Origin of the sequence: Neptuniibacter sp. QD29_5, assembly GCF_047778125.1 — a bacterium.
In the GTDB taxonomy this organism is placed as follows: domain Bacteria; phylum Pseudomonadota; class Gammaproteobacteria; order Pseudomonadales; family Balneatricaceae; genus Neptuniibacter.
This window is the reverse complement of record NZ_CP180556.1, coordinates 2,945,068-2,970,501: the sequence shown is the minus strand read 5'-3', so window position 1 is coordinate 2,970,501 and position 25,434 is coordinate 2,945,068. Positions and strand designations below refer to the sequence as shown.

25 protein-coding genes are annotated in these 25,434 nt (G+C 44.9%); 14 read left to right on the top strand and 11 right to left on the bottom strand.

Annotated features, from left to right (window positions below; translation table 11 throughout):
* The first annotated feature begins 44 nt into the window (after positions 1-44).
* Positions 45-608 (top strand): elongation factor P, encoded by a 564-nt coding sequence (gene efp / locus ACMXYR_RS14115; protein WP_415902072.1) that lies wholly within the window; start codon positions 45-47, stop codon positions 606-608.
* Positions 609-662: 54 nt separating this feature from the next.
* Here the strand turns inward: efp and ACMXYR_RS14110 are convergent, their stop codons facing one another.
* The gene (locus ACMXYR_RS14110; RefSeq protein ID WP_415902071.1) at positions 663-1,640 is read right to left on the bottom strand and encodes an ion channel; all 978 of its coding nucleotides are present in this window, start codon (positions 1,638-1,640) and stop codon (positions 663-665) included.
* A 189-nt stretch (positions 1,641-1,829) separates the two neighbouring features.
* Here ACMXYR_RS14110 and epmA point away from each other — a divergent pair, with 189 nt between their 5' ends.
* Positions 1,830-2,798 (top strand): elongation factor P--(R)-beta-lysine ligase, encoded by a 969-nt coding sequence (gene epmA / locus ACMXYR_RS14105; RefSeq protein WP_415882475.1) that lies wholly within the window; start codon positions 1,830-1,832, stop codon positions 2,796-2,798.
* 17 nt (positions 2,799-2,815) lie between these two features.
* Positions 2,816-3,241 carry a hypothetical protein gene (locus tag ACMXYR_RS14100; protein WP_415902070.1) on the top strand — a complete coding sequence of 142 codons (426 nt, stop codon included), beginning with the start codon at positions 2,816-2,818 and terminating at the stop codon, positions 3,239-3,241.
* Between the two features lie 3 nt (positions 3,242-3,244).
* Here the strand turns inward: ACMXYR_RS14100 and ACMXYR_RS14095 are convergent, their stop codons facing one another.
* Positions 3,245-4,396, bottom strand: a complete 1,152-nt coding sequence (locus ACMXYR_RS14095; RefSeq protein ID WP_415902069.1) for a MalY/PatB family protein — start codon at positions 4,394-4,396, stop codon at positions 3,245-3,247.
* Between the two features lie 299 nt (positions 4,397-4,695).
* Between ACMXYR_RS14095 and ACMXYR_RS14090 the strand changes: the two genes are divergently transcribed.
* Genes ACMXYR_RS14090 through rimI form a run of 3 tightly spaced genes read left to right on the top strand, consistent with a single transcriptional unit; the run spans position 4,696 to position 7,566 of the window.
* Entirely contained in the window at positions 4,696-6,237 is a 1,542-nt protein-coding gene (locus ACMXYR_RS14090; RefSeq protein ID WP_415889340.1) for a 2-isopropylmalate synthase, read from the top strand.
* A gap of 33 nt (positions 6,238-6,270) precedes the next feature.
* Positions 6,271-7,098 carry a hypothetical protein gene (locus tag ACMXYR_RS14085; protein WP_415902068.1) on the top strand — a complete coding sequence of 276 codons (828 nt, stop codon included), beginning with the start codon at positions 6,271-6,273 and terminating at the stop codon, positions 7,096-7,098.
* A gap of 9 nt (positions 7,099-7,107) precedes the next feature.
* Entirely contained in the window at positions 7,108-7,566 is a 459-nt protein-coding gene (rimI, locus tag ACMXYR_RS14080; protein ID WP_415902067.1) for a ribosomal protein S18-alanine N-acetyltransferase, read from the top strand.
* Here the strand turns inward: rimI and ACMXYR_RS14075 are convergent.
* Positions 7,563-8,477 (bottom strand): GGDEF domain-containing protein, encoded by a 915-nt coding sequence (locus ACMXYR_RS14075; RefSeq protein WP_415902066.1) that lies wholly within the window; start codon positions 8,475-8,477, stop codon positions 7,563-7,565. The two genes, rimI and ACMXYR_RS14075, sit on opposite strands and share 4 nt — an antisense overlap.
* Positions 8,478-8,605: 128 nt before the next feature.
* Here ACMXYR_RS14075 and ACMXYR_RS14070 point away from each other — a divergent pair, with 128 nt between their 5' ends.
* Entirely contained in the window at positions 8,606-9,274 is a 669-nt protein-coding gene (locus ACMXYR_RS14070; RefSeq protein ID WP_415896991.1) for an energy-coupling factor ABC transporter permease, read from the top strand.
* 6 nt (positions 9,275-9,280) lie between these two features.
* Here ACMXYR_RS14070 and ACMXYR_RS14065 read toward each other — a convergent pair whose 3' ends face one another.
* Positions 9,281-9,817, bottom strand: coding sequence for a response regulator transcription factor (locus ACMXYR_RS14065; RefSeq protein ID WP_415902065.1), 537 nt, complete (start codon positions 9,815-9,817; stop codon positions 9,281-9,283).
* Entirely contained in the window at positions 9,804-11,057 is a 1,254-nt protein-coding gene (locus ACMXYR_RS14060) for an ATP-binding protein (RefSeq protein ID WP_415896989.1), read from the bottom strand. The genes ACMXYR_RS14065 and ACMXYR_RS14060 overlap by 14 nt, the downstream gene beginning before the upstream one ends.
* A 117-nt stretch (positions 11,058-11,174) precedes the next feature.
* Here ACMXYR_RS14060 and ACMXYR_RS14055 point away from each other — a divergent pair, with 117 nt between their 5' ends.
* A complete protein-coding gene (locus ACMXYR_RS14055) occupies positions 11,175-12,755 on the top strand; it encodes a peptide chain release factor 3 (protein WP_415882465.1) in 1,581 nt (526 codons plus the stop codon).
* A gap of 74 nt (positions 12,756-12,829) precedes the next feature.
* Positions 12,830-13,597: a TatD family hydrolase gene (locus ACMXYR_RS14050; RefSeq protein ID WP_415902064.1), complete on the top strand. Its 768-nt coding sequence runs from the start codon at positions 12,830-12,832 to the stop codon at positions 13,595-13,597.
* On the opposite strand, the gene ACMXYR_RS14045 is transcribed toward ACMXYR_RS14050, so the two are convergent.
* Complete coding sequence (locus ACMXYR_RS14045; protein WP_415882463.1) at positions 13,589-13,990, bottom strand: hypothetical protein; 402 nt, start codon at positions 13,988-13,990, stop codon at positions 13,589-13,591. The two genes, ACMXYR_RS14050 and ACMXYR_RS14045, sit on opposite strands and share 9 nt — an antisense overlap.
* 14 nt (positions 13,991-14,004) lie before the next feature.
* The gene (locus tag ACMXYR_RS14040; protein WP_415902063.1) at positions 14,005-15,915 is read right to left on the bottom strand and encodes a beta-ketoacyl synthase; all 1,911 of its coding nucleotides are present in this window, start codon (positions 15,913-15,915) and stop codon (positions 14,005-14,007) included.
* Between the two features lie 240 nt (positions 15,916-16,155).
* Here ACMXYR_RS14040 and ACMXYR_RS14035 point away from each other — a divergent pair, with 240 nt between their 5' ends.
* Positions 16,156-16,812: an OmpA family protein gene (locus ACMXYR_RS14035; RefSeq protein ID WP_415882461.1), complete on the top strand. Its 657-nt coding sequence runs from the start codon at positions 16,156-16,158 to the stop codon at positions 16,810-16,812.
* Between the two features lie 65 nt (positions 16,813-16,877).
* Here the strand turns inward: ACMXYR_RS14035 and ACMXYR_RS14030 are convergent, their stop codons facing one another.
* A complete protein-coding gene (locus tag ACMXYR_RS14030; protein WP_415902062.1) occupies positions 16,878-18,089 on the bottom strand; it encodes a flagellar assembly protein T N-terminal domain-containing protein in 1,212 nt (403 codons plus the stop codon).
* A 214-nt stretch (positions 18,090-18,303) separates the two neighbouring features.
* On the opposite strand from ACMXYR_RS14030, the gene ACMXYR_RS14025 reads away from it, so the two are divergent.
* Together ACMXYR_RS14025 and ACMXYR_RS14020 are read left to right on the top strand one after the other, a co-directional pair.
* A complete protein-coding gene (locus tag ACMXYR_RS14025) occupies positions 18,304-19,029 on the top strand; it encodes a FlgO family outer membrane protein (protein WP_415902061.1) in 726 nt (241 codons plus the stop codon).
* 8 nt (positions 19,030-19,037) lie between these two features.
* The gene (locus tag ACMXYR_RS14020) at positions 19,038-19,523 is read left to right on the top strand and encodes an LPP20 family lipoprotein (protein ID WP_415902060.1); all 486 of its coding nucleotides are present in this window, start codon (positions 19,038-19,040) and stop codon (positions 19,521-19,523) included.
* A 64-nt stretch (positions 19,524-19,587) separates the two neighbouring features.
* Here ACMXYR_RS14020 and ACMXYR_RS14015 read toward each other — a convergent pair whose 3' ends face one another.
* Genes ACMXYR_RS14015 through map form a run of 3 tightly spaced genes read right to left on the bottom strand, consistent with a single transcriptional unit; the run spans position 19,588 to position 23,443 of the window.
* Positions 19,588-19,878 carry a DUF1244 domain-containing protein gene (locus tag ACMXYR_RS14015; RefSeq protein ID WP_415902059.1) on the bottom strand — a complete coding sequence of 97 codons (291 nt, stop codon included), beginning with the start codon at positions 19,876-19,878 and terminating at the stop codon, positions 19,588-19,590.
* 50 nt (positions 19,879-19,928) lie between these two features.
* A complete protein-coding gene (locus ACMXYR_RS14010; protein WP_415902058.1) occupies positions 19,929-22,628 on the bottom strand; it encodes a [protein-PII] uridylyltransferase in 2,700 nt (899 codons plus the stop codon).
* 41 nt (positions 22,629-22,669) lie between these two features.
* Positions 22,670-23,443 (bottom strand): type I methionyl aminopeptidase, encoded by a 774-nt coding sequence (gene map / locus ACMXYR_RS14005; protein ID WP_415882455.1) that lies wholly within the window; start codon positions 23,441-23,443, stop codon positions 22,670-22,672.
* Positions 23,444-23,687: 244 nt separating this feature from the next.
* On the opposite strand from map, the gene rpsB reads away from it, so the two are divergent.
* Entirely contained in the window at positions 23,688-24,422 is a 735-nt protein-coding gene (rpsB, locus tag ACMXYR_RS14000; protein WP_415882454.1) for a 30S ribosomal protein S2, read from the top strand.
* A 108-nt stretch (positions 24,423-24,530) separates the two neighbouring features.
* Positions 24,531-25,391, top strand: a complete 861-nt coding sequence (gene tsf / locus ACMXYR_RS13995; protein WP_415902057.1) for a translation elongation factor Ts — start codon at positions 24,531-24,533, stop codon at positions 25,389-25,391.
* Positions 25,392-25,434: the final 43 nt, after the last annotated feature.

Sequence of the window (25,434 nt, the reverse complement as noted above, 5' to 3'; positions counted from 1 at the left end):
GGTTTGTTGGTTGAGAAAAACTTACAAGAGATACAGAGAACATTATGGGCAACATTTCTACTAACCAGTTTAAAAATGGTCAGAAAGTAATGATCGACGGCGATCCATGCGCAATGGTTGACGTTGAATTTGTAAAACCAGGTAAAGGTCAGGCGTTCACACGTGTTAAGTTGCGTAACCTGATGTCCGGTCGTATCTGGGAACGTACCTTTAAATCAGGTGAGAGCGCTGAGCAGGCTGATGTAATGGATACGACTATGGAATACTCATACTACGATGGTGAGCTATGGTACTTCATGGATCCAAATACTTTTGAGCAGGTAGGTGCGGACGAAAACGCAGTTGCTGAAGCTAAGCCATGGTTGAAAGAGCAAGACTCTGTAACGGTTACTTTGTTCAACGGTAACCCAATCTCTGTGACTCCTGCTAACTTTGTAGAGTTAGAAGTAACTGAGACAGATCCAGGCCTTAAAGGCGATACTGCTCAGGGTGGTTCTAAACCAGCTACATTGAGCACTGGCGCTGTTGTACGCGTTCCTTTGTTTATCAACGAAGGTGAAGTACTAAAAATTGATACACGTACGGGCGAATACGTTTCTCGCGCGTAATGTTGGTAAGGGGCAGATCACTCTGTCCCTTTTCCTCTCCTAACTTTATTTCTCCTACCTTGTCATCTTCTTGACGAACACCACTACAAACAGCGCCATTGTAAAACTGCCTAAAAAGGCTTCAATAGCTGCAACAAACCTTGCGAGCCCTATAGGTGCTATGTCTCCATAGCCCAGTGTAGTGAAGGTTACAACGCTGAAGTAAATCGCATTGAGGAATTCTAAGAAGATCGCTATGGCACCGGTGCTGTCTGGGTAGATTGGATTGGATGCGGTTGTTCCGAGAAAGAAATACACCAGTGCGCACAGCAATATCAGACAGACTGAAAACATTACGACCCTGATAGGGGATTCGCCGTAACCACAAAACAGATCGACCCCTTTTGAGATAATTCGCCGAGAGCTGTACATGGGCATTTGGTAGCGCCTGAAGATCATCTCCTTCTTGAAGAAATGACCTGCAATCTCAAAAAGCCCCTCTTTCTCGCATTGTTTGCGGATAATTCGTGCGACCTCTTCGGCCTCTTGGCATAAGGATACGGCTTCTTGAGGTTTTTTTTGCTGGAAGGCTTCAAGTGCTCTTCGTTCTTGTTGGAGTTCATCTCCCCAATTGATATTTTCAAGTCGGGTGTGGCTTAGATCTGCACCGAGTAAGTTACAGTTTTCTAAATGGGCACAATGAAGGTTGGCACCTGCCAAGGTGCTTTTCATTAGTGATGAGCCCCTAAGGTCAATATTAAAGCAGTGAGCATTGCGCAGGTTGGCGCGATAAAAGTCGGCCTTCCGACATTGATAGCCGTTCTTGCTATCACGGTTTACTAAATTGATATCTTCTAACTGCGCGCGTGCTAACTGAAATCCATCGAGAGGCTTGCCTGCTTTGGCCCATTTTTCCACAGCTTCCTTTACGCCTTCATCCTGACTTTTATCCACAGAAGGGTCGTGCCAGTAGCATAGGCCTGATTCATTGGCGGGTTCACTGCATTGCCAACCATTTGGATTGCAATAAGAACAGTTTTTAGGTGTTGTCATGGCTGCATACCTCTACAGCGACCTTTATTCGGTGATATGCATAGTGCACTTAAGTGTAGAAGGGGATAAGTGAAGTGACCAAACAGATGGGCAGTTATGTATGTGGGTTTATCGATTTAATTTTTATTGGAGGGGGCCAAGCTGATAAAGTTACGCCTAGTGGTTTTAGATGGAATAAGTAACTTCAGTATGAATGATTGGCAGCCTTCAGCTTCAATAGACAACTTGCGTAAACGCGGCGAGTTATTCGGATATATTCGTGATTTCTTCAAGCAGAGAGGTGTATTAGAAGTAGATACGCCAGTGATGTCTAACTGTGCGGTGAGTGATCCTTTTATCGATAGCATTGAGGTAGATTACCGCGAAACGTTAGGCGCAGAAGGGCGACAGTTATATCTGCAAACATCACCTGAATATGCCATGAAACGCTTACTAGCTGCTGGCAGTGGGCCGATCTATCAGATGAGTAAGGTGTTTCGAAATGGCGAATATGGTCGTCGTCACAATCCTGAATTTACTATGTTGGAGTGGTATCGCCCGGGCTTTGATGATGCTGACCTGATAGATGAAATTGAAGCCTTGATTAAGCCTGTTTTACAGTTAGATCAAGTAGAGCGTATCACCTACTCGGATCTGTTTTTCCGCTATTTAGGTTTTAGGCCGGAAGAAGTCATTTTAGAAGACTTAATTAAAGAAACGCGGAAGCATATAGATATCGAGCTAGATGACTCTGATCCGGATACATGGCTGAATTTATTGATGTCTCATGTGATCGAACCACAGCTTGAACAGGTCGATGCCATTTTTGTGATGGATTATCCACAAAGCCAAGCAGCATTGGCGCGAGTGCGGAAAAATTCAGCGGGAATAACTGTAGCAGCAAGGTTTGAGCTGTTTGTTAGAGGTGTAGAGTTAGCGAATGGCTATTACGAACTGACAGATAGTGTCGAACAAAAGCGTCGTTTGGATGCTGACCAAAAGCAAAGAGCTACATTGGATCTGCCGCAGCGCCCTCTTGATACACGTCTTGTGGACGCGCTGGAGGTAGGAATGCCTGATTGTGCTGGCGTAGCCTTAGGTGTTGATCGGTTGTTGATGTTAGCGCTTAGAGAATCTTCCTTAGCCAATGTTATCCCTTTTGATCTGCCGCGTGCTTAAGTGGGGTATGTTAATCGATGAATGAGTTTAAGTTGGTTTACGGTGGTTATCAGAGCCAGCTTGGGCTCTATTGCGATATTTTGGTTGATGATCAGCCACTACTTGATTGGGTGAGTGATTATGAAGCGGCTTTTGCAGGCAGTATTAGTGGCGCCTACATCTGTGGTTTTAATAAAGAGATGTTGCAGCGAGCTTGTACTGATAGTGAGATCGTATTGACGCCATTTGTGTGTAACTGCGGTGATATAGATTGTTGGCAGTTAAACCTAACGCAATCTTGTTATTCAGATATCGTTGCTTGGCACAATTGGAATAATCCAGCTCGGTCTAAACAGGATGGTTGGGATTATCGAGATTTTGCTCCGCTGAATTTCTCAGCGGAGCAGTATTTTGATGAATTGAAAAGTGCGCTTACATTTATTGAATCTAAGTCGGATCTTTAGGTTTTAGGCTGGTAGTTCATTGACCAGTGCACGTTTTATTCGGCGAACGGCTTCTTCTAGCGTGCTTCGCGTGCAGCCGAAATTCAAACGCATATAGTTATTATCGCCAAAGTCTCTTCCCGGAGACATGCCTATACCTGCTTGCTCAAAAAAATGTGCAGGGTTGGTCAATTTCGCTCCTGATACATCAATCCAAGCAAGATAAGTGGCTTCAATTGGGGCGAGTTTAAGGCCGGGGATCTGATTGATCTCCTTTTGTAGGTAATCGCGATTAGCTCTGAGGTAATCAAGCTGTTGTTGATTCCACGCTTCACCTTCCTGATAAGCGGCAATAGCTGCGGTGTATCCAAGTAGGTTCACATCAGGCACTACACCTTTCTTAGTATTAATAAATTTCTTACGCAGTTCTGGATTACCAATAATGGCAAAAGAACAACCCAAACCGGCGATGTTAAAGGTTTTACTTGGCGCCATGAGCGTTATCGTTCTTGCCGCGATCTCGGGGCTGAGTGAAGCAATTGGCGTATGTTGTAGCCCTTGTTCGAGAATTAAATCGCAGTGTATTTCGTCTGAGCAGATATAGAGATCGTGTTTAATAATAATCTCTGCAAGGCGTTCTAGTTCTTCTTTGCGATAGACCGTACCACCGGGGTTATGAGGGTTACAAAACAGTAGCAGTCGTGTTCTATCGGTGAGGGCATTCTCTAACGCATCAAAATCGATGATCTTGCGGCCATCAATCTCCTGCATAGGTAGTGTGCAAACCTCACGATCAGAGAGGCGAGGAGCCGACATAAAAGGCGGATAGATAGGTTTAGGGGTTAAAACTGTATCTCCACTTTCACCGAGGCTGCGGCAAGCGAGGTTTAGACCGCAAACTAAACCGGGTAACCAAACAATGTCATTGCTGCTGACATCCCAGTTATAGAAGCTTTGCATCCTTTGAATAACCAGCTCATTAAGCTCAACGGGAACATTTGTGTAACCAAAAACACCGTGGTCTATACGTTCATGTAGCGCTTTAATCACGGCAGGCGGAGACATAAAGTCAGTGTCGGCAACCCACATAGGTAGGATGTCGCTATCACTGTATTTTTCCCACTTCTGACTCGCTGTACCTTTACGGTTGATTTGATAATCAAACTCTGTGGACATGATCTCTCTACTTGTTCGTTATTTGCCGAAAACACGGGTTGCAAAACAGCCGCCCGGCGTTATAGTGGTGGGCATTGGATTACCACACAAATCCCTGTAGCTATGAGCTATCAAGAGAGTAAAGCAACGCGAAGTTTTAAGACTGGTTTTTATTGTCGATAGCGTTGAAAACTATCCCTGCTTTTTGAACAGTATAGTGCTCTCCTGTCCTTTTTTTGAATACAGATTTTGTAAAGAATTTAGAGAGCAGCGATAATTGTAAGTATTGATCGCTGGTGAGTCGGTTTGGAGCAAACCTTATGAGCAATGACAATCGTGTAATTATTTTTGATACAACTTTGCGTGATGGCGAGCAAAGCCCTGGTGCATCAATGACGCGTGATGAAAAGCTGCGTGTAGCTAAGCAGCTTGAGAAGATGCGTGTTGATGTAATTGAGGCTGGTTTTGCTATTGCGAGCCCGGGTGATTTTGAGTCGGTAAAAGCGATTGCAGAAGCTGTGACGGAAAGTCGCGTTTGTTCTCTATCCCGTGCGCTTGATGCCGATATCGACCGTGCGGGTGAAGCACTTCAGAATGCAGCAATGGGTCGTATCCATACCTTCATTGCAACGTCACCTATCCACATGAAATACAAACTGCAGATGCAGCCTGACCAAGTGGTTGAGCAAGCAGTAAAAGCAGTAACGCGTGCGCGTAACCTAATTGATGACGTTGAATTCTCGTTAGAAGATGCGAGCCGCTCTGAATTGGACTTTATGTGCCGTATCATCGAGAAAGTAATCGATGCTGGTGCACGTACAATTAACATCCCAGATACTGTTGGTTATGCGGTACCGGGTGAGTTTGCTCACACAATCGGTCAGCTAATCCAGCGTATTCCAAATGCTGATAAAGCGATTTTCTCTGTACATTGTCATAACGACTTAGGCTTAGCTGTAGCTAACTCTTTGGCTGCTGTTGGTGCCGGTGCACGTCAGGTTGAATGTACGGTAAACGGTCTAGGTGAGCGTGCAGGTAACGCTTCTCTAGAAGAGATCGTGATGGCGATCCGCACTCGTAAAGATACGCTAGGCGTGGAAACGAATATTGATACAACTCAGATCGTTCCGGCATCGCGTTTAGTCTCTAGTGTGACAGGCTTCCCTGTTCAGCCTAACAAGGCAATCGTAGGTGCAAATGCCTTCGCACATGAGTCTGGCATCCACCAAGATGGTGTTCTGAAACACCGTGAAACATACGAGATTATGACCGCTCAAGATGTGGGCTGGAACACAAACCGTATGGTACTAGGTAAGTTGTCTGGTCGTGCTGCGTTCCGTACACGTTTAGAAGAGCTAGGCACAACATTTGCGACAGACTCTGAACTAAATAACGCTTTCTCTCGTTTTAAAGAACTTGCTGATAAGAAGAGCGAGATCTTTGACGAAGATCTAGTGGCTTTAGTAAGTGATACACGTGCTACTGCAAGCAGTGAGCAGTTCCAGCTAACAAGCCTATCTGTGACTTCACAAACAGGTGAGACGCCTGTTGCCAAGATTGTGATGCAAGTGGGTGACGAAGAGAAAACGGCGGAAGCGACGGGCGGTGGTCCAGTTGATGCGGCATTTAAAGCGATTGAGATGATTGCTGAATCTGGTGCAAGCTTGCAGATCTACTCTGTAAACGCTGTGACAGAAGGTACAGATTCTCAAGGTGAAGTAACGGTACGTCTGGAAAATGCAGGCCGTATCGTGAATGGTCTAGGTGCGGATACTGATATCATCATCGCATCTGCAAAAGCCTATATCCATGCTTTGAATATGCTGGATGCAAACGTTCAAAAAGCTCATCCTCAGGTGTAACTGAGGGTTAAGGGTTAAGGCAAGGTAGTGGCTATGGAGCAAGAACAGCTTAGGCATCAATATCTGGATGCAATGGGCATATCCAGTTGGCTACCTTGTGCTTCTCTGGCGGGAGCGAAACCATCACCTGATTGGGTTGATGATTTTCAGTATCCCGCTCCAGAAATTCCTTTCGATTCTCCAAATCGCCCTCAGCAGCAAAATGTAGCTAGTACAGCACCTGTTTCTAGAAAGTCATCTCCTGAAACTATGCAGCAGGGGATGTCTGAAGCACGCGCTGCTTTAGGTTTAGTGTCCGAAGAGGTTAATAAGCCAGCTTCTAAACCTGTGGCTCCTATCGCAGAAACTTCTGATGTAGTTGCTGAGTCTGATGAGGTTCAAACGCAGGAACAGGACGAAGCTCCAGTCTTTAAGCTTGTTTTCCAGCGGATCGGTAGCGTGTTGATTGTGGACAGTTTACCGCCTCAGGGAGGTAATTTTGCTAACAATTATCAACAGTTGGCTGCTGCCATCGTGGCTGCTTTAGGTCGATCAGGTCCAGCTGAAGCTGCTTTTATGCTTCCTTGGCCGATGTTTGCTAGCAAAACCTTAGATCAGGGTTATAAGCAGGCGCTAAGTGCTGTTCAGCATAAGCTATCAAAAGAACTGCAAACTGAAGAGGTACAAACGGTACTTTTGTTTGGTGAAGCTGCAGCTCAAATGGTGATGGATCGTAAAGAGAGCCTAGAAGAACTTAAAGGTATCAGTTTTACGATCAAATCTGGTGTTAAAGCGATTGCGACCTACAGTTTGACTGAGGCGATGCAGCTTCCAGGAATTAAGCGTCAAATCTGGTTAGACCTGAAATCTAGCGCGGCTTAAGTTTCTACTATGAACATTGATGTCCTTCAGGCTAAGGATCTTCCAGCAGTAGAGCGTATTGCTCAAGTCTGTTTCACTCATGGCGCTTGGTCGGCTAAACAATACCTAAAGCAAATAGAATCAGAGCGATCTACCGCTCTTGGTTTGTATGCACCGGACTTAATTGGCTATGTCATGTTTTCTCAAGTACTGGATGAAGCGGAACTGCTCCAGATAGCCGTAGATCCAGCCCATCAAAGTTGTGGCTATGCTCAGAAACTGATAGCTCAGGGAACTCAACAGCTACATGACGCTGGCGTTAATCGAGTGATGCTGGAGGTGAGGGAGTCTAACTTAGCTGCGATAGCGCTGTATGAAAAAAGTGGTTTTGTAACTGAAGGGTTGCGTAAAAATTACTACCCTCCAGTTCACGGAGATCAGCGTGAAAATGCAGTTTTAATGGGATTGATCATAGCTGCCTGCAGTTAAGCGGTATAGGTGCAGCTACGGTTACGACCGCTTTCTTTGGCTTTATAAAGTGCTTGGTCGGCTTGCTTAAGTAGGCCAGAAGGCGTTTCTGCATTGTTAGCAGTTGAGCTAATACCCATGCTGACAGTCACATGCTCTGCTGCTTGAGACTGAACATGTGGTATGGCTTTAGATGCTAGGGAAGAGACTATATTATTTGCTATCTTCTCTGCACCTTCGATATCAGTATCCGGCAGGATTATGACAAATTCTTCTCCGCCATAGCGTGCTAGAAGATCATGAGATCGATTAAGCTCACCTTTCAATAGTTTGGCTACTGCTTTGAGGCATTCATCCCCTTGCTGGTGGCCGTAATGATCGTTATAGGTTTTAAAGAAATCTATATCGAGCATGATAGCCGCTAGCTCATTTTGCTCCCGTTTATTGCGTTTCCACTCTTTTAACAGGTTGGTTTCCAGATCTCGACGGTTAGATATCTTTGTTAGTGGATCTTGAGAGCTGAGTTTTTCCAAGCGAGAGTTGGCTGCATCTAAGGCCTTTTTCATATTGGCGATACGTTCCATCGCCAAAATTTTAGCTTTTAGGACAATCGGACTGACCGGTTTTGTTAGGTAATCGTCACCGCCAGCATCAATACCTTCCTCATAGTGCTTTTCATCACTTTGACCGCTGAGGAATATAATAGGGAACCAATCATTGGGGAAGCGGTTGCGGATTTCGCGCGTGAGATCGAAACCGTTGCGGCCTGGCATTTCGACATCAGTTAGAACTAGATCAATTCCACCCTTATCTAAAGCGGCTAAGGCTTCGTCTCCTTGAGAGGCGGTAATAGGTGTATGATTGGCGTCCTGAATAACTGCGCTGATTATTTCACGAATAAAACGATCATCATCAACAACAAGAATATTCATTCGCTCTCCGCTTTGGTTTAGAAAAAAGTGATATGCGTCAACAAGAAATGACCCATATCTTTATCATATAAGTAGATAATTAATGTTCAATGTAAAATGTATCCTAATTATTAAAAAGTAGAAAAAATATGAGTTTTTCCGAAGGATTATTACATTCATATTGGTTGATTGGTGGTGCCCTTATTTACTGTATGGTTTTGTTTTATGCCATCAGAAATACACCTTGGTCTACATTAGGTGATAACCGAACATTGCAGCATATGTTATTTGGTGCCACTGCATTGCTAATGGCATTGTGGTCCATGAGGGCTGGAATTTCACCAGGGTTAGGTATTCATTTTCTAGGCTTAACCATTATGACCTTGGTTTTTGGTTGGGATTTGGCAATACTCTCGGCGACGGTTGCATTGGTTGGGATGGCCGTTGTAGGTAAGGAAAGCTGGGATGGATTGCTATTAAGTGGCGTTTGTTCTGTATTGCTTCCGGTTGCATCGACTTGGCTTGTTTATCGCTTTGTTGAAGCAAAAATGTTGAAGAATTTCTTTGTGTTCTTATTCGTCTGCGGTTTTTTAGGTGCGGGTCTCTCTGCCGCTGTAGCAGGCTTATCCGCGAGTGCGATTCTAGTGTTAGACGGTGTATACACGGTCGAGAAAATTATCCACGAATATGTACGTTATCTACCGCTGATTATGTTCCCAGAAGGATTGATGAATGGGATATTCCTGACAGGGATGTTGGTGTTTCATCCTGATTGGGTGCGTACCTTCGATGCCAAGGTTTATATAGACGATCAGTAAAGTGCTTTATCGTTTTACCGGGCGCTTAGATAGTTTTCGCTGCAGGGTCCTTCGGTGCATGCCAAGTGCTCGAGCTGTTGCTGATACATTACCATCATGTTCGTTCAGCACTTTTTGGATATGCTCCCATTCTAGGCGGTTCACCGACATTGGCTGCTCAGTCACTTCCATTTCAGCATCTGCCTCAATCTTATTTAAAGCGGTCAGAATTTGATCGGCATCTGCAGGCTTTGGAAGGTATTGGGTCGCGCCGAGTTTGATCGCTTCTACTGCTGTGGCTATGCTTGCATAGCCCGTCAGCATTAGAATTTTCACTGCAGGATTTTGTTGTCGAAGTTTGGGGATCAGTATCAGCCCGGAGTCCCCATCCATTTTAAGATCGACAGTCGCTAGGTCTGGTACCCAGCTTTGAATCAGCTTTTCGGCTTCTTCGGCGCTACGTGCAACTTGAACTTCAAACTCCCTACGTGTCATTGCGCGTGAGAGTACGCGGGTGAATGCCGGATCGTCATCAACTATCAAAAAGCGTTCAGTCATCTGCATGCCTTATCGGAAGAGTCACTTCGGTTAACGTACCGCCTTCAGGGCGGTTATAGAGTCTTACATCGCCATCATAGCGTGCCAATGTTGTGCTAGTAAGGAATAGTCCTATTCCTAAGCCTTTACCCTTTGTGGTGATAAAAGGTTTACCTAGGTTGCTGCTCTGTTCAAGACTAATTCCCGGACCGTTATCGTAGATACGGAAATATACTGTCTGTTGATCCCAATCTAGTTCGATATTGATATCTTCGGGCTCTGCATCTGCGGCGTTATTTAGCAGGTTTAACAGGGCTTGTTTTAATGATGTTGTGCAGTTAAGAGAAGGCGGTTCTCCGCCACCTTGTACAGTGAAGGTACGCGTTACCTCTGGCCGAAGAATCATAAACTGCTCAATAACATCTTCTACCAGTGCCATGGTGGACATCTGCTGCGCAGTCGCTTGTTCCTCTTTCACGCTTTGACTCATCTGTTTCAGGCGCTGTGCACAAAGTTCGGTTTGTTGGCGTAAGAGTTGTAAGTCTTCTACTAGCTCTGGGTTTTCAGCGTGTTCATGCTCAAGTTCATTGAGTAGGACTTGCATGGTGCTTAATGGCGTTCCCAGTTCATGAGCTGTGCCGGCAGCCATATTGGCGAGCGATAGAAGCTGTTGATCTTGAATGCGTTTCTCGCGTTCTTGATCCAATGTCTCTTGCTGTATCTGCATGGATTGGCGCATGCGTACAATAAAATAGGTTACAACAATTACTGTTAGGAGGAAGTTGATCCACATTCCTAAAATATGGATATCGAACAGCTCCATAATGCGGTGCTGATGACTGTTATCCAGCTGAACTAGAGGTTCGTAATAAAACAGCAAAGAGCTATAGATGGCGATGATCATGAAGGCTATCAGCCAGACATAAGCTCTCGACATGGTAGCCGAGGATATAATTAGCGGGACGAGTAGTAAGAATATAAAGGGATTGGTTGCTCCCCCCATATGAAATAAAAGCGCGCCATACAGCGCCATATCTGCGATCAATTGAGAGAAAAACTCAGGCTCCGTGACAGGCCAAGGTGAAAAAAGGCGAGCGTAAGTCATCACATTTAGCAGCGCTAAGGCGGCCAGGGTTGTGCCAACTAGCCATACTTTAAGATCGGCCTGTAAACCGTAAATCGCAAAGATAACCGCGATACATTGCCCGAACAGGGTGACGGTTCTGATGTAAGAAAGCTGAATTAAATTATCGCGATGATTAGCCATGAAAGGATTATACCGTAGAGTAATGAAAAACTGACGAGGCAAAATGTCGCAGTGGAGGTAATTTGTCACAGTCAGAGTATAATGCCTGCTTTCTGTCACCATAAATGATGTTTATCCATGAGTATCCTGCAAGAAGAAGTTAATCAACGCCGCACCTTTGCGATTATTTCCCACCCCGATGCGGGTAAAACGACCATTACTGAAAAACTGTTGTTGTTTGGACAGTTGATTCAGCAAGCGGGTAGCGTAAAAGGGAAAAAAGGCGATCGTATGGCTACATCTGACTGGATGTCGATGGAGCAAGAGCGTGGTATCTCGATCACCTCTTCTGTTATGCAGTTCCCGTACAACGGTCGCATGGTTAACCTGTTGGATACTCCGGGTCACGAAGATTTCTCTGAGGATACTTACCGCACATTAACGGCAGTGGATTCTGCGTTGATGGTTGTGGATGGTGCGAAAGGTGTCGAAGATCGAACCATTAAGCTGATGGAAGTTTGTCGTCTGCGTGACACGCCAATTTTCTCGTTTGTGAACAAAATGGACCGTGAGATTCGTGATCCGATTGAACTGCTAGACGAGATCGAAGAAGTTCTGAAGATTGCTGCTGCGCCTATTACTTGGCCAATCGAAATGGGACCGCGTTTTAAAGGTGTGTATAACCTTTATACCGATACGATTCATGTCTTCCAGCCAGGCCAAGGTCATACTATTCCTGAAGATATTCAGGTTAAAGGTCTTGAGAGTGATCAAGCTAAAGAACTTTTAGGTGATATCTACGAAGACTTCCTTGATGAAGTGGAGCTGGTTCGTGGTGCAACTCATGAGTTTGATAAAGAAGAGTTTATGGCGGGCAAGCTGACCCCTGTCTTCTTTGGTACGGCTTTGGCGAACTTTGGTGTTCGTGAGATGCTAAATGATTTCGTTGAGTGGGCGCCTGCGCCAATTCCACGTGCGACACTAACCCGTGAAGTTGAACCGGCTGAAGAAAAATTCAGTGGTTTTATCTTTAAGATTCAAGCCAATATGGATCCGAAACACCGTGACCGTATTGCTTTTATGCGAATCTGTTCCGGTAAGTACAGCAAAGGCATGAAGATGCGTCATGCACGTATCAAAAAGGATGTGAAAATTGCCGATGCGGTAACCTTTATCGCAGGTGATCGTGAGAACGTAGAGGAAGCATGGTCTGGTGATATCATCGGTTTGCATAACCACGGTACGATCCAGATCGGTGATACGTTTACTGCAGGTGAAGATCTTAAATTTACAGGTATCCCTCACTTCGCGCCGGAAATGTTCCGTCGTGTGCGCCCATTGGACCCACTAAAAATGAAGCAGCTACAGAAAGGTTTGCAGCAGCTATCGGAAGAGGGTGCAGTGCAGTTGTTCCAGCCGTTGAAAAATAATGACCTAATTTTGGGTGCGGTAGGTCAGCTACAGTTTGATGTTGTTGTATTCCGATTGAAAGATGAATACAAGGTTGAGTGTAAGTACGAGCCGATCAGTGTGCAGACAGCTCGCTGGGCTGAGTGTGATGATGATAAAATGTTGTCTGACTTCCAGAAGAAGAATCACGATAACTTGGCAATCGATGGTAGTGGTCTTCTGACTTACTTAGCACCAACACGCGTGAACTTGAGTTTGGCTGAAGAACGTTGGCCTGATGTAGCTTTCCGCGCTACACGCGAGCACTAAACCACTTACCACTAAATAAATGGCTGCAAGCATCTAGGCTTGCAGCCATATATTTCCCGCCCTAATCTAATGCTATGCAATTTATCGATAGCCACTGTCATTTAGACTTTTCAGAATTTGATCTTTCTCGGAAAGAAATACTTCTTCAGGCAAGAATCGCCGGTGTAAGCGATATTGTCGTGCCTGGTGTCATCGCTGATAGGTGGCAAGACTTATTGAGTCTGGTTAAGTCGGATCATAATCTCCACGCTGCGCTTGGTTTACATCCCTGCTTTATGGAAAAGCACACTCCAGCAGATCTTGAAATTTTAGAAACCTTGTTGGCGACTGAGCAGGTCTGTGCTGTAGGTGAGATAGGGTTGGATCTTTTCATTCCTGAGGCCAATCTAGATCAACAATTACTCTATTTGAATGAACAATTAGCTTTGGCGAAGAAGTTTAACCTGCCCGTATTGCTGCATGTTCGTAAAGCGCATGATCAGATGTTAAAACAGTTGCGGCTAATTCAGCTAGAGCGAGGTGGTATTGTGCATGCTTTCTCTGGAAGTGAGCAACAAGCACGACAATATCTGGATTTAGGCTTCAAATTGGGTATTGGTGGAACGGTTACTTATGAGCGGGCGAAGAAAATTCGGCGGCTTGTGCAAGAATTGCCGCTGGAGTCTTTTGTGTTAGAAACGGATGCGCCGGATATGCCTTTAGCTGGGCATCAGGGGGAGGTTAATCTGCCAGCGAATGTGGCAAAGGTGGCAGAAGTGATAGCAGAACTTCGTCAAATAGCTGTGGAGGAGGTTGCAGCTATCACTACCCAGCAATCAAAGAACCTATTGCGATTAATATAAACCGCTTTCAATAGTGCCTAGAGCATCCCAAGCGATTTGGGTCTTGTCGTTAACAGGAATCTTAAAGTAGCGGCCTGTAGTGCCTGCAGGTGAGCTGGTGTAACTGCCATCGGCAGGGTTTAGAAGCATACGAGTAAGTGATACTGGGTAGTTTGGCCCTTTAACTTTAGTGCCGTAAGCTTCTTCAATAGGCGCTAGCTGAGCACGAGAAGAGACAATCTTAGTCATATCGCGACATTGAGTGGTATTGCCTAAGCAGATAAAGCGAAACTTTGTATCCACTAGGTAATAGTCAGTCTCGGTAGGCTCCGATTTGCCTAGGGATAATGAGTCCATGCTCATGCAGCCGCTTAAGCTTAAACCTGCAATCAAAAGTAATACTGCATTACGCATACTTATATCCTTATTTAGCAAAGGTCTTCAAAAGGGTTACTAACTTCTAAGCTCACAGGGTTGGCATAGCCTGGAAGTTTTATTTGTGAATCAGTGATTTTAAGATCTTCGCCTTGTAGCACGTTGTGGTCGTAGCGATAGATTGGTTTAGCTTCACCGAGAATGGCTGCTTGGTCATAAGCACTCGCGACAGCACGCGTCTGCTCAAGCTTGTTCTGATACTCTTTTAATTGTGTAGCGCTGTAACGTTTTTTAAGCATGTTGTGTACAACGTGTGGCGCTAGTACAGGTGCAGATGCGTTGTTGCCACCGAAGCCTTTAGAATTCAAAAGTACAGAGTCCATGCCGGTAGCACCCACGTCATGGTGTTGGTTGCTTAGATTCAGGTTGCTCTTGTGAACATCATCAGCAAACGTAGGTGTTGTTACGATGCCTGGGATATAGCCGTATTTCCAAGTACCTAGAGAGGTACTCAATTGATCACCGCCAGCGGTACCTTGGGAGTGACCTAAATAGCACTTAACTGCGGAAACCGTCCAGTTATCAATCGAGAAGGCTTTAGCTGTCTCGTTGATAACATGAGATTCGGTTACGCGGTTTTGCGGAGTGCTTGTCCCGTGGGCTTGAACAAAGCTGCGTTGTTGAAGTGATTCTTCACCTAGCATCGAACGGATCAAAGAGGCTGACTTAGCTAGAGTAATATAGTTGCCTACGCCTGGAGCAGAGATCGATTTCTTATGGCCGTCAGCATTAACAAATACTTCTGGTACAGCACCATAGATTTCGGCGCCTAACTCAACAGCTAGATCATCACTCATCAATAGAACAAATTGGCTACTTTCGCCAATGGTGAATCCACAGTTATTACCAAACGGACGACAAGCTTTGCGGTAATCATTGATGGTTAGCTCAGCTAGATTGTCTAGAGCGAGCAGATCTTTATCTTCAGCTAATGCGCCCATCGCACGGAAGCCTTCGATCACTTCTGGTGTGATTGGAGCATCGCTGCCACCAACTAATACCACTTTGCGACGGCCGCTGCGGATATCATTAACGCCACTGCGCAAGTTATATAAGAATGTTGCACAAGCGCCTAAAGCACCGCCGGTAGTTCCTACATTGCCTAGAATATAAGCATTCACAAAATCGGCTGGCATTTGCGCATAGCCAAGGGGCATCTGTTTCGATGTTGTACGCTTACCAATCGCTGGGAATTTAGTTAAACCACCAAAACCAAAATCATCTAATTGGCCAATAGAGTTACTGGCATAAACTGCAATCTGGTCAGGTGCAACGTAAGCACTGATGCGCTCAAATGGGATGCCGCTTGAAGAGATCGCATCCGATGCCGCAAAAACAGTCATCTGCAGATTACGTGGGTGATTGCGAGATTGGTAGAGTTTGCCTGGTTGGAAGCCGCTAGGTAGCTGACCTGCTGATTGAACAGGTGCTGTTTTGCTATCCGGCAAAATTGCTTCTAATTTGCCTGTGACTTCGATTTCAAATTGCCCAGAAGATGTCTCCGTCACTTGCCAATTACTTGGTATGTTTTGCGGCATTTGACGTTTACGTAACTGGAATTTTAGGGTTTCGTCGCCTAAATTGATGCTTGCTGGCTTATTAAACATGACGTTGTTGACGTCAAAGCAGCTACCTTCGATCTGTCGGATCAGAGTGCTATTGAGTAGTTGTTCTTGTAGAGACGCAATAAGCGCCTCTGCAGTGCAAACTTCACCCTCTTGGTTTAGATATTGGCCTTCAGATGTTGTTGCTAGGCCAGTCAAAATAGCGAGATCGGTTAATGTCTCAGTGCGAGTTTTAGAATCCAGCTTATCGATGATTAAACGGCGATAAGCATGGTGAAATGAGGCACGTCCAGCAGGGTTTATACCACCAAAACCAACAATGACAGGAAGCTGGGACAATTGTATCTCCTCAAAGGGCAGTACTACAGATAATCGAAGGGCTCTATCTAACCGCTACACAATAACGTATTTTAAGCGACAGTAGATATAGGCCAAATCTAAAAATTACAATCGTATTATTTTATCGGTGTTTACCCGTACTGACTAGCATCTATGACTTATTTTATTTGTTTTTAGTCAGCGAATATTCAGCCATACCATGGCCGAATTCAGGGAGCGCAAGAATCTTAGGAGATATGCATGAAAAAACTGATTGCTGTAGCAGTTACAGGTGTTCTGCTAACGGGGTGTCAAACACTAGATCCTTATACAGGAGAGCAGAAAGTAGGTAATACTGCGAAGGGTGCAGGTATTGGCGCTGTAGCAGGTGCTGTACTTGGTGCTGCTGTTTCTAGTAAAAGTGACCGTGGTAAAGGTGCTTTGACTGGTGCCCTTGTGGGTGGTGCCGTTGGCGGTGGTATCGGCTATTACATGGATCAACAGGAAGCGTTGTTGCGTCAAGAATTAGAAGGCACAGGTGTTCGTGTTGAGCGTATCGGTGATTCTATTCGTTTGATTATGCCAGGCAATATTACATTCGCTGTGGATTCTGATCGAATTGCAGGTAGTTTCTACCCTGTGTTGGACTCTGTAGCTAAAGTATTGGCTAAGTTTGATCAGACTGAACTGAATGTTGATGGCTTTACTGATAGTTCTGGCTCTTTTGAATATAACCAGCAACTTTCTGAGCGCCGTGCTGCACGCGTAGGTGATTACCTTGCGAGTGCAGGTGTTGAGCGTTTACGTATTAATGCACGTGGTTATGGTGAACGCTATCCAATTGCTGATAATAAAACCTCTGCGGGTCGTTCACAGAACCGTCGTGTAGAGATCAATATTAGCGGAACACGTCGCTAAGCATTGATATAGCACTCGAGCGTATTATTGGGTTCGAGTGCATTCCTTTCTTAATCTGCTTTTCGTTAGCGAGCGATAGCTAAATCGCCAGGCCTGATATTGTATGACGCAGCTGCGCTACTGATGTAGCCAGAAGCTGAACCCATTTGGACGTCATCAATTACCAATGTTTGTTTTGTATTGGTTAGTTGAGTGGTCGCTTTCATATCTGGTGAGTAATAAGTGGACTTGCGATAGATCGTAAGTTTGTCGCCTCGTTTCAAGCCTTGCTGCTTACCAGAGTTGATCCAGATGTTTCGATCTTCAATTTGAGTGATCATGGTTGAGAAAGGCTCGCAAAGTAATTCGTTTTGAAGCTCTTCAAGAATGGTTTGCTGGAGCTGTTTAACTTTTTGTCCATAATCCTGTTTGAAAAATCCAGCAGTATTGAAGCCTGTCTTAATTGTGCGATCTAGATTCCAGAGGCCAGCAGTTTGATAGTGTTTTTGGCTGACTAGGTGGCCAGTCATACCATCATGGATAAATAGGTCTATTTCAAAGTTTCGTAAGTGCCTTTTACTTTTGTAATCCAAGGTGTTGTAAAGGTCGATTAGGTAGTTTTTTTCGGCGTGAGTACGCGGGTCCATCATCGACATATCGCGGATAACGCCGGAGACAGCATAGTTTACATTTAGCTGGCCCGCTGTTTGTTGCATGCTGGAAAGTGCACCATCATCCAACTGATTGGTTGGGGCGAATTCTGGTTGTGGGTGAAGGTTTAGACGGCCGGCGTTATGAGCAACAAAAGACTGTTTGTTGTTCATCAGTTGTGCAATTTGAGCAGGGAATACACTGCTCACACTGCCTAAACCACCTAGGTTGGCTTGTTTAAGTTTTAGTAGCGGGAAGGCGGTAACAGCAATTGACTTTGTATAACTGTTACTTACGCCGTTGTGACATCCTTGATCAATCAGAACATCAGCCCGTATGCGGATATAAAGGGTATTACCAACGACCTTCTCATCGACTATCTCTATATTGGATACTTGGCCTAAGGTGCTGATCTGCATATTGTCGATTTCTAGGATGCCATCGCGAACGACTTGGCTACTTGAAATGTATACCGCGGCTTGCATTGAGGCTTGTTGTGAAGCGTCTCGAATTGCAGCTTCTCGAGCAGAGTTTATATCTTTGTTGGCAATAATGGCTTGGCCTTGCGCTTCAACAACAACTGCCTGAGCTGAAAGAGGCAATAGAAGAAGACAGGCTAAGAGTAATTTTTGCACTAGATTAAACATATCTCACCGTTGACCGATTACTTACACTGTATGTAGATAACTTAAAAACAGATGTTTGAGCTGTGGGCATCTTATCTCAGGGCTCTTAAAGCTGACAGTATGCAATTACAATATGATTGTAAATCATTGTATAAGGTCGTGTTTTGTATTGCTCCCTATACCTAGATGATTATGTTAGATTGTGGTGCGTAACCTTTGAGTTTGGAAGATCAGGATGAAAAATATTTTACTGCTGTTTGCGATCGGATGTTTAAGTGGTTGTATGCAGCAAACGAATAAAAGTGCTGGGTCTGAGTCCGTGCATATTGAAAGTATGAGTCCTGAAGTTGTTGCAGAGCTGCATAAGCTAGAAAAGGCGCATATCGCAGAAAAGGAAGCGCTGCTGGAAAAAGAGCGTGCTATGTTGCAGCGAGAGGTTGTGCAGGTTGATGTTTCTCCAAACGGTTTGGATCCTCTCAGTGAGGCTGTTCAGCAAATGGCTGTACAGATGACAGCGGGTTTGCAGCAGAATCGCGTTAAAACATTCCCAATGGCGGTCATTCCATTCACAAATTTACATAATGAACGCAAAGTTGGGCGTTTTGGTGAGCGTTTAGAGCAGGCGTTTATTTATCAGTTGCAACAACATGGTTACAACTTGATTGATTACCGTGCGGCGGGTTTGACAACATCAACCAAACAGCCACTATCGAAACAGAATCTGTCAGGCCTTAGAACGCGCTATAAACTGTATTTCTTGGTGACAGGAACATATGCGCAACATTCTGATGGCATGGTGATCAATGCCCGAGTCATTGATACAACGACTCGACAAGTATTGGCGACAGGGCAGAGTCATGTAAGTAACGAGCGTTTAGAGGGTGGATTGCCAGGGTATAATCCTCTCAAAGCCTTAAATAAAGATTTGATTATCGAAAATGGAAGTGGGCCGGTTAGGTAAATCATCAGATGAAAAAAGCATATACAAATTTTTTTCGTAAATTAGCTGGGCTGTTTTTATTGACGCCTGTTTTGCTGCTTCAGGGGTGTGAAACGGCAGTTGAGACGACCATTGATATGGTTGAAGCGTTACCTGATGTTAATTTCCCAACCCGTGTTGAAGAGCCTAAAGAACCTAATTGGGTGAGAGCGACGGGCTATGCGCCGATTAGCTTGCAACCGGGGAAAAATCGTCAGCATAAAATACTGATGGCGATGCGTGCTTCTAAGTTACGTGCTTATCAGGAGTTAGCAGGTGTTGTTCATGGGCAGTATCTGTTTGGTACCACCTCCGTACAGGATATGATTGTGCAAAATGATCAATTCAAAGCTGCTGTTTCTGGTATTGTCAGAGGGGCAAGAGTCGTGAAGACTTATCCGGTGCAAGAAGATACTTATGCAACCACCTTAGAAGTGGATCTAAATCAGGTTCAGCGAGCCTGGATTAGCCGCTAAATAAGCAAGAAAAAAGGGAGCAGATGCTCCCTTTTTTCTTGCTTAAGTTTTAAAAGCTAAGCGATTATTTTTGAGTAGCTTCGAATGCTGCCATCTGTTCAGGTGTCGCTTTCTTCTGGTATTTGTCTTTCCAAGAGTCGTAAGACTCACCGTATACCAATTCACGCGCTGCATCGTAATCTACTTCATGACCGCGCTTTTCAGCTTCAGCTTTGTACCACTTGCTCAGACAGTTGCGGCAGAATCCCGCCAGAATCATTAGATCAATGTTCTGTACATCTTTACGGTTGTCTAAATGTTCTAATAGACGACGGAATACAGCCGCTTCGATTTCGTTTTGCGTTTGTTGATCCATGTTTTCCTCACTTTTTCTTGGTGCCTCGATTACCTGAGGCTACGGCTCTATTAACTTTCGTGTTGGATATGTTCATCCAGCTGCTGGCAGATCTGATCCTGAAGGGTCTGACAGAGATCAGGATCAGAGACAGGCAGACCCTGTTCGTCGGTGATGAAGAAAAAGTCTTCTACACGTTCACCGACGCTCGCGATCTTCGCTTTACGTACAGATAAGTTGTGCTCTGCGAAAATGCCACCAATACGTGCAAGTAGACCAGGACGATCAGGTGTAATCACTTCTAGTACGGTCTGTTGAGCAGACGGATCATTGCTTACATAAACTTGAGTTGGGGTAGCAAACAGCTTCATCTGACGTGGAACGCGTCGCTGGATAATATCCGGGTAGTCATCTGGATCATCAAGCTCTTCGATTAGGCGCTGCTTGATTGACTGCAGATGACTTGGGTTCTCCGACAATGGCGTATTGTCATCTGAAAGCACTGTATAAGTGTTAAGGACCTCGCCGCTATCTGTCACAATAATACGTGCATCTTGGATGTTGAGGTGTAATTGATCCATTGCCGCTACAGTGGCTGCAAAGAGGTTTTTGATATCTTTGCTGTAGATAAAAATCTCTGTTGCGCCTTCAAATACACGGTGAGATGTTTGGCGAATCAGGATCAGCGGCTCATCTGCTTTTGTATGTTCTAGAATTGCCTTGGTGTGTTCAGCGATGCTTTGGGCGGTCTCTCTAAGGAAATAATCATCTCCTATTGATGACCATAAAGTGTGTATATCGGTTTTCTCTACGCCTTGTCGATCCAATAGAATCTGAGCTTCGTGCTGAATCTGTTCGATACGGTCTTCTTTGTTGATTGGGTTCTCTAAGCCGCGACGCAGAGCGCGTTTAGTATCGGTATAGAGTTTACGCATCAGTGTTGCACGCCAGCTGTTCCAAAGTGTGTGGTTGGTAGCGTTTATATCGGCGATAGTCAGCACGTAAAGATAATCAAGATGCACAATGTCTCGCACTTGTTGCGCAAATGTGTGAATAACTTCCGGATCTGAAATGTCCTTGCGTTGAGCTGTCATAGACATAAGTAAGTGGTTACGTACCAGCCAGGATACTAAATGGCTGTCCCACTTGCCTAAATGGTGCTCATCGCAGAATTCGAGTACGTCTTCAGCGCCTAGCTCAGAATGATCGCCGCCTCGACCTTTGGCAATGTCATGGAAAAGACCGGCAATGTATAGCAGTTCGATTTTGGGTAGCTGATTTACAATGCGATGACAAATTGGGAATTCTTCTCGGTAGTCGCGATGTCTGAATTGTCGGCACTTTTGAATCACCTTCATGGTGTGTGCATCAACGGTGTAGATATGGAATAGGTCGTGCTGCATCTGACCAATAATGCGGCCAAATTGAGGTAGGTAGCGACCCAAAATTCCGTATCGTGTCATTCGTTTTAATTCGGTGGAGACTCGCTCTGGGGAGCGAAGTAGTTCCATGAAGAGGCTGGTATTGCGAATATCCTTACGAAATTCTTCATCAACCTTGTGTCGATTGTCTCGAATTAAGCGGATAGTCGAGGCGCGAACACCTTTAATGGATGGATTTTGTGCTAACAGGACAAATAGCTCCATCAGGGCAAAAGGTTGGTGTTCAAAAGTGTTTTCGTGAGTGACTTCTAAGTAATCGTTGTGAATCTGGAAACGATTGTTTAGAGGGATGATCACTTGCTCTTCATCTGCTCGAAGGATTGCTTCATCGAAGTGTTGCAGTAGCATGTCATTGAATTCTGACATGGTCATGGCGATACGATAGTACTTGCTCATGAACTGTTCTACGGCAAGCTTGCCCTCTTCATCTTTATAACCAAAGAACTCAGCCAATGTTCGCTGGTGATCGAACAGTAGACGGTCTTCGCGGCGGTTGCAGAGCATGTGAAGTGCATAACGAACAGACCATAGGTACAGCTCGCCTTTATTTAAAATATCTAGCTCTGTTTCGGTTAGGAAGCCATCTTCAACCAAGTCGCGAATATAGGTGGAACCGAAATGTCTTTTGGATACCCAGCCTATGGTTTGTAAATCACGTAGGCCACCAGGTGAATTTTTAAGGTTAGGTTCTAGGTTGTACTCAGTATTGTTGGTCTTCTTGTGGCGTTCTTTCTGCTCTTTTTGCTTAGCTAGAAAGAATTCTTTATCGGTCCAAGCGCCTTCCGATGTCACCCTGTCATACATCTGTGTGTGTAGATTAGGATTGCCTGTCAGTGTGCGAGATTCAATCAGATTAGTGGCGATCGTAATATCACTTTGTGCTTCTTTATAACATTCGCTGAGTGTTCGAACGCTGGAACCTATATCTAAATTGATATCCCAAAGTGTGGTTAAGAATGCGCTGATTGAATCGTGTAGATCTTCAGCATTAACCTCATCATCCAAGAGGATTAGTAGGTCAATATCTGAATGCGGGTGCAGTTCGCCTCGGCCGTAGCCGCCAACAGCAATAAGCGAGATCTTATCTTCAGGCCAGGGGTATTGAGACCAAGCGACTTGTAAGATGCGATCAATTTCCCACGCACGGCCGTAGATTAGTTTGCGGATATCCTCTCCAGCCTTGAAGCGATCATCAAGGCTGGTTTTTATCGTGCACAGCGCCTCTTTGTACACTGGGATAGGGGAGGTTGCCTCCGCTAACTTGGTTCTAAAATCATCGATGTCGATGATCTCTTCTTCGGCTAGTTGCTGGTGGAGGGTGGTCGACATCTTAGCATTACCCGCTTTGTTTATTTCGCGTAGTGAATGATTTACTGAAGATTCTCATCAGAACGGAGGGTTAGAATCTCGTAACCATCGGCAGTTACTAAGATTGTGTGTTCCCATTGTGCTGATAAGCGACGATCAGCTGTTTCAACAGTCCAACCATCCTTCTTAGATAGTTTAACTTGTCGTTTTCCTGCATTGATCATTGGCTCAATTGTAAAAATCATGCCTTCTTCAAGAATCTCACCAGTGCCTGCTTTACCGTAATGCAGAACTTGAGGTTCTTCGTGGAATTCAGCGCCAATGCCGTGGCCGCAGTATTCGCGAACCACAGTATAGTGATTTTGTTCTGCATGGGTTTGGATTACGTGGCCAATATCTCCAAGGCGTGCGCCCGGTTTAACCAGTTTGATGCCTTTGTACATGCATTCCAACGTTATATCGACTAGGCGGCGGGCATGAGGTAGTTCCTTGCCCACAAAAAACATTTTGCTGGTGTCGCCGTGATAACCATCTTTGATTACCGTGATATCAACGTTGATGATATCGCTATCTTTCAGTTTCTTGTCATTTGGAATGCCATGGCAAACAACCTGATTAACTGAAGTACAGATAGATTTTGGGAAGCCATGGTAGTTAAGCGGTGCAGGAATGGCTTGCTGCTTGTCAACAATGTAGTCATGACAAATTTGGTTCAGCTCATTTGTGGTGACACCCGGTTTTATATATGGCTCGATCATTTCGAGAACTTGGGCAGCTAAGCGGCCTGCAACGCGCATTTTCTCGATCTCTTCAGGTGTTTTAATTTTGATGCTCATAAGCTGTCAATTGTCCTGTGAAACCGCCAGAAGCGGTGTATTAAAATTTAACTGAAGGTGATTGTAGCAATCCTGCTGCAGGAATAGAAATAGGCTTTATATTATTGGGTGGTTATGGTATAAATCCGCGCTCAATTTGCGTAAGCAAAAATATATATCACACACGTTCCGACACAACGTTCAGGGTGCCTTCGGGTTGGATGTTGGGGATCGTGGAGGTTTAACCCAATTTTAGGAAAATATAATGGCTAAAATTACTATGCGTGACCTGCTTAAAGCAGGCGTTCACTTCGGTCACCAGACTCGTTACTGGAACCCGAAAATGTCTAAATTCATTTTCGGTGCTCGTAACAAGATTCATATCATCAACCTAGAGCACACTCTACCTGCACTTAACGGTGCACTAGATAGCATCCAAGGTATGGCTTCCAACAAAAACAAAGTTCTTTTCGTTGGTACTAAGCGCGCTGCTAGCAAAATCGTTAAAGAAGAAGCTACTCGTGCAGGTATGCCATACGTAAACCACCGTTGGTTGGGTGGTATGCTGACTAACTACAAAACTATCCGTCAGTCTATCCGTCGCCTACGCGATCTGGAAGGTCAGAGCCAGGATGGTACGTTTGAGAAGCTAACTAAGAAAGAAGCTTTGATGCGTCAGCGTGAAATGGAAAAGCTAGAGCGTTCTATCGGTGGTATCAAAGAGATGGGCGGTCTGCCTGACGCTTTGTTCGTAATCGACGTTGACCACGAGCGTATCGCAGTAAATGAAGCAAACAAACTGGGTATCCCAGTTATCGGTGTCGTTGATACTAACAGCAACCCAGATGGCGTTGATGTTGTTATTCCTGGTAACGATGATGCACTGCGTGCAATCCAGATTTACGTTAAGTCTGCAGCTGATGCTTGCCTTGAGGGTACTGAAGCAACTGCTGGCGACAAAAACGAATTCGTTGAAGTTGAAGAAAAAGCAGCTGAATAATTCTGCTGGGAATACGGCAACGTATTCTCTTTGACTTTATAGAGGGGGCCTTGCCCCCTTTTTTGGATTTTTTGATTAACCCGCGATTATTTTATAGGGGTATTCGATATGGCGAACATTTCCGCTGCAATGGTTAAAGATCTGCGTGACCGTACTGGTCTAGGCATGATGGAGTGTAAAAAAGCACTTAAAGAAGCTGGTGGCGACATCGAAAAAGCGATTGAAGAGCTACGTAAAGCTTCTGGTATGAAGGCTGCTAAAAAAGCAGGTCGTACAGCAGCAGAAGGTGTTGTAGTTGTTAAAGTTGCAGACGATAGCAGCTACGCGGTAGCAGTAGAAGTTAACTCTGAAACTGACTTCGCTGCACGTGATGAAGGTTTCCTAGCTTTCGCGAATGTTGTTCTGGACAAAGCGTTTGCTGATAAAGCGACTGACGTAGAAGCGTTGATGGCTGGTGAACTAACTGATGCGCGTGATGCATTGGTTCAGAAAATCGGTGAGAACATCGGCGTACGTCGCGTATTCCTAGTTGAAGGTGGCGTTGTTGGTGCTTACGTACACAGCAACAACAAGATCGCTGCGCTTGTTCAGCTTGAAGGCGGTAACAACGAAACGGCTAAAGACATTGCAATGCATGTTACTGCTGTTAACCCTCAGGTTGTTAACAAAGAAGATATGCCTGCTGAAGTTGTTGAAAAAGAGAAAGAAATCATTCTTGCGCAGCCAGATATGGCTAGCAAGCCTGCAGAGATTGCAGAAAAAATGGTTACTGGTCGTATCAACAAATTCTTGGCTGAAAACAGCCTAGTAGAGCAAGCTTTTGTGAAAAACCCAGATCAGAAAGTTGATCAGGTAGCAAAAGATGCTGGCGCTACTGTATCTGCATTCACTCGTATAGAAGTGGGTGAAGGTATTGAAGTTGAAGAAGTAGACTTCGCTGCAGAAGTTGCTGCTCAGCTTAACGGCTAATAAGCTCTAAAGCTTATGGATTGCGCATCTAACCCATGCGCAA